General features: G+C 33.4%; 8 protein-coding genes and 2 pseudogenes. 1 reads left to right on the top strand and 9 read right to left on the bottom strand.

All coding sequences use genetic code 11. From position 1 onward, the window contains the following. Positions 1-99: 99 nt before the first annotated feature. The 7 genes and pseudogenes from FKZ59_RS13835 to istA all read right to left on the bottom strand — a co-directional run bounded on the left by FKZ59_RS13835 (position 100) and on the right by istA (position 5,412). Complete coding sequence (locus tag FKZ59_RS13835; RefSeq protein WP_408057524.1) at positions 100-393, bottom strand: hypothetical protein; 294 nt, start codon at positions 391-393, stop codon at positions 100-102. A 174-nt stretch (positions 394-567) separates the two neighbouring features. Next, the gene (galE, locus tag FKZ59_RS13830; RefSeq protein ID WP_141603335.1) at positions 568-1,554 is read right to left on the bottom strand and encodes a UDP-glucose 4-epimerase GalE; all 987 of its coding nucleotides are present in this window, start codon (positions 1,552-1,554) and stop codon (positions 568-570) included. 121 nt (positions 1,555-1,675) lie between these two features. After that, a pseudogene (locus FKZ59_RS13825) lies at positions 1,676-2,257 on the bottom strand (glycosyltransferase); the annotation flags it as partial. Positions 2,258-2,268: 11 nt separating this feature from the next. Next, positions 2,269-2,469 (bottom strand): annotated as a pseudogene (locus FKZ59_RS15245) (capsular polysaccharide synthesis protein); the annotation flags it as partial. Positions 2,470-2,562: 93 nt separating this feature from the next. After that, positions 2,563-3,102 carry a transposase gene (locus tag FKZ59_RS13820; RefSeq protein ID WP_141603334.1) on the bottom strand — a complete coding sequence of 180 codons (540 nt, stop codon included), beginning with the start codon at positions 3,100-3,102 and terminating at the stop codon, positions 2,563-2,565. Between the two features lie 38 nt (positions 3,103-3,140). After that, positions 3,141-3,890 carry an IS21-like element helper ATPase IstB gene (istB, locus tag FKZ59_RS13815; protein ID WP_141603333.1) on the bottom strand — a complete coding sequence of 250 codons (750 nt, stop codon included), beginning with the start codon at positions 3,888-3,890 and terminating at the stop codon, positions 3,141-3,143. Further along, a complete protein-coding gene (gene istA / locus FKZ59_RS13810) occupies positions 3,883-5,412 on the bottom strand; it encodes an IS21 family transposase (RefSeq protein WP_342777680.1) in 1,530 nt (509 codons plus the stop codon). Before istA ends, istB begins: the two co-directional genes overlap by 8 nt. A 474-nt stretch (positions 5,413-5,886) precedes the next feature. Between istA and FKZ59_RS13805 the strand changes: the two genes are divergently transcribed. Further along, positions 5,887-6,993: an EpsG family protein gene (locus tag FKZ59_RS13805; protein ID WP_141603331.1), complete on the top strand. Its 1,107-nt coding sequence runs from the start codon at positions 5,887-5,889 to the stop codon at positions 6,991-6,993. 567 nt (positions 6,994-7,560) lie between these two features. Here FKZ59_RS13805 and FKZ59_RS13800 read toward each other — a convergent pair. Both FKZ59_RS13800 and FKZ59_RS15240 read right to left on the bottom strand, forming a co-directional pair. Further along, the gene (locus tag FKZ59_RS13800; protein ID WP_181733307.1) at positions 7,561-7,848 is read right to left on the bottom strand and encodes a transposase; all 288 of its coding nucleotides are present in this window, start codon (positions 7,846-7,848) and stop codon (positions 7,561-7,563) included. Beyond that, complete coding sequence (locus FKZ59_RS15240) at positions 7,805-7,900, bottom strand: hypothetical protein (RefSeq protein ID WP_408057525.1); 96 nt, start codon at positions 7,898-7,900, stop codon at positions 7,805-7,807. Before FKZ59_RS15240 ends, FKZ59_RS13800 begins: the two co-directional genes overlap by 44 nt. Positions 7,901-7,938: the final 38 nt, after the last annotated feature.

Here is a 7,938-nt window from a genome sequence, read left to right as displayed (position 1 = left end):
TGCTGGATTAGACTTGTTAGAAAAAAGGGTTCTCTATAGACTTTAATTATTATTTTAATAAAACAATAAAAATCTCCAACAGGGATGATAGGAAGGCATTCACCAAATATACGTAAGAGCCACTTTTATTTTGCCATACACAACTGCACCTAATACATAAGTAAGATCACAAGATTTATAAGTGTCATCATTATTTGGCGTAGGAACAGCAATAATAAAAGCATCTGCCTTTTCAGGTTTTATACTTGCCCTAAAAGTGCCTTTTTCAATTACTTCATTTAATGCTTCTTGTAAGCCTGGTTCTTCTATATGGATTACACCCTGATTTAACAAATTAATAACTTCTTCTTTTATATCTACACCTATTACTTCAACATTATGTTTTGCGAACATGATGGAAGTTGGTAATCCTATATATCCCAAGCCAATGTACATATTTTCAATTTAAATCTCTCCTTTTAATATCTAAAAATATTATTAATGGTTATAAAAATGAATATTAATACAAAACAAGAAAAGAACTTTTTAATTGTACTATTCTCTATGTCTCTCAAGAGAAATAATAACTTATGTTAAATTTTCAAACCTCCACGCATCCCTGCACATGTCGATAATATCGCGTTTTGCTTTCCAACCCAATTCTCTTTCAGCTTTGGAAGCATCCGCATAGCAAATCGCAATATCGCCCGGTCTGCGTTCTACAATTTCATATGGCACTTTGATGCCGTTCGCTTTTTCAAAAGCATGCACCAACTCCAACACGCTTGTCCCTTTTCCAGTTCCGAGATTATATATATGCACACCTTTTCTCAAATGCTTGTACGCCGCTACATGCCCCTCTGCCAAATCCATCACATGAATATAATCCCGAATGCCCGTACCGTCTGGAGTTGGATAATCATTGCCAAACACCCGCAACTTTTCCAACTCGCCTTTTGCCACTTTTGTAATATACGGCATCAAATTATTAGGAATCCCATTCGGATCTTCCCCAATCAACCCGCTCTCATGGGCACCAACGGGATTAAAATATCTTAAAATCGATACCGCAAAATTCGGATTCGCCTTTGCCACATCCATCAAAATCCGTTCACTCATGGCTTTTGTTTCTCCATAAGGGTTCGTTGTCGGCAATAGCTCCATTTCCTCTTTAAAAGGCACTTTATTTTCACCATAAACGGTTGCAGAAGAGCTGAATACAAATTTATTCACATTGTATTTTTGACAGACCTTCGCTAAAATCATCGTGCTTCCCACATTGTTTATATAATAATTCAAAGGCTTTGCAACAGATTCTCCGACCGCCTTGTAACCGGCAAAATGAATTACACCATCAATTTTATGGTTGGAAAAAACCCGCTCCAACGCTTCCTCATTGGTCACGTCGACATTATAAAATACAAAATTATCATTCAACTTCCGAAGTTTATCTAATACAGCAGGTTTACTGTTTGAAAAATTATCTAAAATAACCAAGGAATAACCTTGTTCCATTAAAGCAACACAAGTATGTGAACCAATATACCCAGCACCACCTGTAATTAAAATTTTCATTATATTCAATCCCTATCTTACAAATTTATCTTAAGAGAGTTAATCTTTAATTAAATAACAAGATTCAAAATAATAACACATCTCCGTGGTTAGCATTACAGAAGGAAGTATTATTCCAATATCATCTTGAAGTAATTTTCTTTTTTATTTTTTTTAATGTACCAAAAAAACCATTATTTGATATGCTATAATCTAGTGAATTAATAATTTCCCCTAGTTTAACACCATAACGTCTAATATACTTTTCCCTTTTAAATCTCCGCTTTTTTTCTTCTTCTGTATGCCACGAAGCATTAAAATGATGTATTGTATAGGTATTATCAGAAATGCTTATTACTCCAGAATTGTAATCTTTTGCACAAAAAAATTCAAAGGGGTAAATTGTTAATCCATTTTTTAATATTTGTAAATTATTAGAAGGTATCCAACCGTATTCTTTAATTGTTATATCAGTTATTACTTTTGTATTAGTTGTTATATCTATAGATCCATCAGGTAATATAAATCTTTTATCATCATAGTAATCTAATAAAGATTTAATCCAGGGATGTTTACTTGAAGCTCCCATTATACCCGTAACACAGAATTTTTCATTTTCACAACCTGTGAAAGCTTCATGTTTTAAAAAAACATCCAACGGTTTTATTACCTCTACATCTGTATCCATATATATTCCACCATATTTATATAGTACAAATAATCTTACATAATCAGTTACAAATGCACATTTTTTTGGTTATAAGCATCTAAAACATATTGATTTGCATTTAGATTAAAATTACTTTCATCCCACCTAATAATTTTATAATCCGGACAATATTTTTTCCAACTATTAATACAATCTTCAGCTAGTTTTGGCATAGGATTCTTCCCAAACCAACAATAATGAATAATCTTTGGGATTTTATTACCCTGTTTTTGGCAAGTAGAAAATGGCTCTTACGTTCTTTTGGTGAAACCATATATGTACAGTCCTTCATCTCTTTATTATTTTTTTAAAATAACATTTTATAAATGATATAACACTCGTTTTTCGAGTAAATCCAGCTTCGCCCGGCCATACATGATTCGTTTCATCAGCTTCAATCGGTGAACATGACCTTCTACAACTCCGTTACTGTAGGAAGTACTAAATGCCAGCTTAATCGACTGTAAATCCCTACGGAGTCGAAGTGCACAATCATATAAATGATTGTTTGGAGAAGACAATTGTTTTTCCAACCATTTGAAAAATGCCGGATAGTTCCGTTCATCAAATGCTTCTCTAAATGTTTGAACCATTTGGTGGAAAGAATGAAGGGATGGGTACATCTTAAAGGATTGTTCAAGAAGTTGCAGTTCCTCTTCTAAAAGTCTAGATTTTCGTTTCCAAACATATGAAATCATTTGCCGTCTGGAAATTCGAACGGAAGATTCCTTAATCCCCTGCCGTTTTCTTTCTTTTCGTATGCTTTCGATTGCAACGCGGACACCTGAAAGTGTCCCCGTATATCCATATTTACGAAGTTGCGCATCAATTTCACGGATGGTTGTTAACGTCAACCACAAATGAACAATTTTTGCTCATTTCCGATGAACACTTTTTGTTAATTGAAAATTCTTTCCTGATGCTTTAATCGATAACTTTCATTGTTCATATGTATGACCTCCACTCGATGTAACAGGCGATCGAGGATGGCTGTCATCATTCCCTGATTATCGACTAATTCAGTCCATTCTTCGGGACTTCGGTTGGAAGTCAATATTAAAGAACTTTGTTCATACAGTTGATGAATTAATTGGAAGAATAAGGTTGCTTCTCGTTGATCCATTGCCATATACATGACATCATCAATAATAATGAGATCTGATGCCCGAAGCCTCTTTAATTGAATTTTTGACTTGTTAATGAATTCTTCCGTTTTAAGCAGCTGTATTAATTCTCCCATGGTGACAAAATATACTTGATATCCTTTTTCAATCGCTTCAATTCCCAAACCAACAGATAATAATGTTTTTCCCGCTCCTGGCGGACCAAGCAAGATGATATTGTAAGTTTGTTCAATCCACTGATACTCCCGGAGCTGTTTTAACTGACGTTCTGTAATCGCTGATTGCTCATTTATATCAAACGTTTCGATGGGTTTATGGAATGGAAAACGAGCCCAGTTTAATCGCTTTTGAATACTTTTTTCTTCGCGTCTTTTTAATTCAAATGTAGTCAGCTCCTCTAAAAATTCCAAATATGTCCATGAGGATTGCTCTGCTTTGCGAAGGAGCTCGGGGAGCTCCTCCGCTTTCTCTGCTAACCGCAATTGTTTAAAGGCTTGTTGAATTTCCGTGACACTCTTACTCATGCATATTTCCTCCCATTCGTTGAATGTAGTCCTTCAAATCTCTTGTTTCTACAGGTATTGAAACAGAGGTGGCGGATGCTACATGAATTTTGGGAATGGGATGCAATTGTTGCCGTTTTAAATAATCCACAACATCACGAAAGGCATTCGCACTATACAATTTTTCACCCATACACTTCTCAAGTGCAGCTGAAATCCATTGCGGATTCTCTTCGGCTACTTTTTTTAATAGAAGTAATTGGTCACGGCGATAACGCCCATAAATATGACAAATTTCCTCAATATACTGTTTTGCTTTTTCTTCTCTTTGAAAAAGCTTCAATACAAGTTGTTTTAGTGCTTCTATTGATTTAGAACGATCCCTCGCATGATTCGGATTTTTAATCAGTTTTCCTTTTTCTGAACTGATGGTGTGTTTGGCAAGAATTTCACCTGTTGTTGGGTTGATTATCATGAGTTGTTGCTCATTGATTTGTATCTTTACTTGAGGACACCTTGTGTATGTGCCGATCGGCACTGAATATCGATTGGATTGAAACCGAATCGTGTTGTCCTTATTCACATTCCTTGTTATAATTTCAGTAAGGTGGTTGCTTTCAAAATTTGAAAGCGGTGAAGAGATTTTTCGTAAGTGTTGCTTTTCCAGGAGAAACACTTCGAAAGGTCTCTTTTTTATGGTTTGATGCACTTTGTAATTCCCTGTCCGTTCCAGCCATTTCCACGCTTTTTCATTCCAATCTTCAATTGTTGAGAAGATCCGATGAAGAGCGAAATTCTTTTTCACATACTTCACGACATTTTCAATTTTCCCCTTTGATTCCGGATCGGCTTTTCGGCAGAGATGAACCTTAAATTTCCGTTCCTTTACATACTTTTGAAATTCCTTTGTTAAAAGAACATCTCCTGCATTTTCATTCACTGCAATCAGATTGTCTTGATCATAAACGATTTCTTCAGTCATTCCTTCAAAAAATTGAAAGGCATTTTCATGACAGCGAATGGCATCCTGTGTGGTAAAAGGTCGGTCTTGCCATTCCATGTACTTATGCCGAGAATGAGCTAAAACAAAGGCGATAAAATAAAGTTTGATTTCATTTTTCTGAGTGGTTTTCTGAATGGTTTGGCCCCAATCCACTTGCATCTGTTTGCCTGGTGGCTGCTCGACAACCGCTTCGTATTCCCTCGGTTCGTCTGTTTTTTCAATATGATAGATTTCTCTCATTTCATTGACATATCTTCGAACCGTACTTTCTCCAACTTGTAGGTCAGGAAACCTTTCTTGAAGCCAATCGAAAATTTGTGCCCCACTGATACTTGGATATTCTTGTAACCAATTCACACTCCAACCCCGATAGGGATCTAATTTTTTCTTTCGCTCAATTGGACCAAATTCTTCAACCGCTTCTTCAAATGTCATACTTAAATACTTATAAACTGTATTCCGTGAAATTTTTAACTGCTTTGCAATTTGTGGAACTCTCAATTTCCTATCATGTAAGCGATGAATATCTAAATATAACACTAACTTTCCCTCCATTAGTACAGCCTCCAATAAACTAAACATACTAGTTTACTAGAAGTGTATTGAATAGTGAAAAAGTGTTCAATCCAAATGAGCAAATTCTGTTGATTCTATTTTAGCGTTTACAAGGAATTATGAAACAAATTGTTTGGTTTCACCTGGAGCAAATGTATAATGATGTTCAATATAAATATTATTAATTCTAGCAACCTAATGGCAACTAAAGCAAACATTGACTATAAAATATAGATGTAGTATAGATTTATGGACACAACTTGGTTAAGTCATTAATATTAAACTAACGAAAGGTTGTGTCCGAATCATGAGTCATAGATGTAGTATAGATTTATGGATGTTTAAACAAATGATACATTAAGTGTCAAAATTTTATTCTAAAAAATTAAAAAAACTTTCACCCATTTCGGTAAATTTATTTATAATGGTAAATAGTGATTTATCGGATGGGGTGAAATTGTGGTTTATTATGCTATTATGCTATTCGGATATATGACATCATGGTTTAATAAAAGATTGTTTTTTTACTTATTAGTTATAATATTAATGCTTTTAGCTTTTTTTAGATTTGGAATTGGCCTTGATTATTTCGCTTATGAATATTTATTTAATATAATTCAACCATCTATCTCAGATGAAATTAAATTTGGTGTAGAAGGTAAGGAAATCGGTTTTAGAATAATTGCAGCTATATCAAAAGAATTAGGATTGAATTATCAGCAATTCTTAGTAATTTTCGCTTTTATTAATTTATTTTTTGTTGCAAAAATTTGTAAAAAATATGCCATTAATCCAACGCTTTCCTTAATAATTTTCTTTTGTTTTTACTATATTACTTGGGTTTTCAGTGGGATTAGACAAGGGTTAACAATAGCTGTCGGCTTATATTATCTACTTGATTGTATAGAAAAAAATAAAACTTTAAAACTAATAATTATCTCAATTTTATTATCAACGATTCATGCATCTGCGTTATTTTTAATAGTTTTGTATTTTTTATTGAAAATGGATTTTAGTAAGAGAACACTTATGCTCTTGTCGATAATAAGTATAATTTTTTCAGTATTACCAACTGGTTCAATAGTAATTAAACTGGCATCTATTCCAATAATCAAAGAAGCGATGGTATATACAGATACATCAAATTCTTTGAATTTGCTAGATTATCAAGGGATTGCAAGAATTATTTTACTTGTAATGGCTTTTGTGTTTTATGATTATTATGTAAAGCAAAATGAAATGTCTAAAAATATTATTAAACTTTATATTTTGAGTTTTATTATCTATTTCTTCTTTCAATTTTCCGAACTAACTGCTGCAAGATTGGCTATTTACGGAAGATATCTAGAAGCTATTATATTAGGGAATGTATTATATGGATTTAAGGAAAAAATAAATAGGTTGATTTATGTATTTGCTATTTTAATAATTTGTACGCTTTATTTGACTAAAGAAATGAATGCGCAAATAAATAGGATCATTGTAAACGCTGAAATAGCGCCTTATGTACATATTTTCAATAAAGATGATTATATTTTTACAAGAAATATTTTTATTAGTGATTAAATATAATTATTGCACATTATATCCAAAAATCACTTTTGTATCGGAGGGTAACTAATTCTGGTTTGCTCTTCCCCTCTCCGCACAAAGAAGCAAAGCAAACTACTGCACAATAGGAGTAAAGTTTGAATCATTATCTCATGTACCGATACACAATCGAATGGATGCTTGTTACAGAACCAAAAAAATAGGCAGGAATGGACACTTATCTATTTTCTTAAAAAGCAAGGAATATCAACTGGTGCTATCTCTTAAGAATTTTATTTTCACTCGACATTAAGCACCAACCAACCGATTCTCATCACCTAAACTTCCCATGATAATTCGTTTCTATTTTTGGCAATTAGAAAATGAATCTTACACATATTTGATGAAGGCCTCTAATTTTACTTTATAATAATAAACTAATAAGTGTAATTTACTATAAATAAAATTTTTTGGCCTTCATCTGGCTCTTAAATGAAAGTTCTCAATTGTTTATGGCAAACTAAAAATGGCTCTTACGTTCTTTTGGTGAAACCATATATGTACAGTCCTTCATCTCTTTATTAATTTTTTTAAAATAACATTTTATAAATGATATAACACTCGTTTTTCAAGTAAATCCAGCTTCGCCCGGCCATACATGATTCGTTTCATCAGCTTCAATCGGTGAACATGGCCTTCTACAACTCCGTTACTGTAGGAAGTACTAAATGCCAGCTTAATCGACTGTAAATCCCTACGGAGTCGAAGTGCATAATCATATAAATGATTGTTTGGAGAAGACAATTGTTTTTCCAACCATTTGAAAAATGCCGGATAGTTTCGTTCATCAAATGCAACGAAGTTGTTGTTGCGTGAGCCGACGAACTTCATTTTTATTTCGTGGCCATTGGAGTTTGCCATTATCCAATCGTTTATAAAGCATAGCGAAGCCATCTCCATCAAAGTATAAACATTTATAAC

The organism is Ureibacillus terrenus (assembly GCF_006569205.1).
Lineage (GTDB): Bacteria > Bacillota > Bacilli > Bacillales_A > Planococcaceae > Ureibacillus > Ureibacillus terrenus.
The sequence above is the reverse complement of the archived record's forward strand: the minus strand, read 5'-3'. Positions and strand labels throughout refer to the sequence as shown.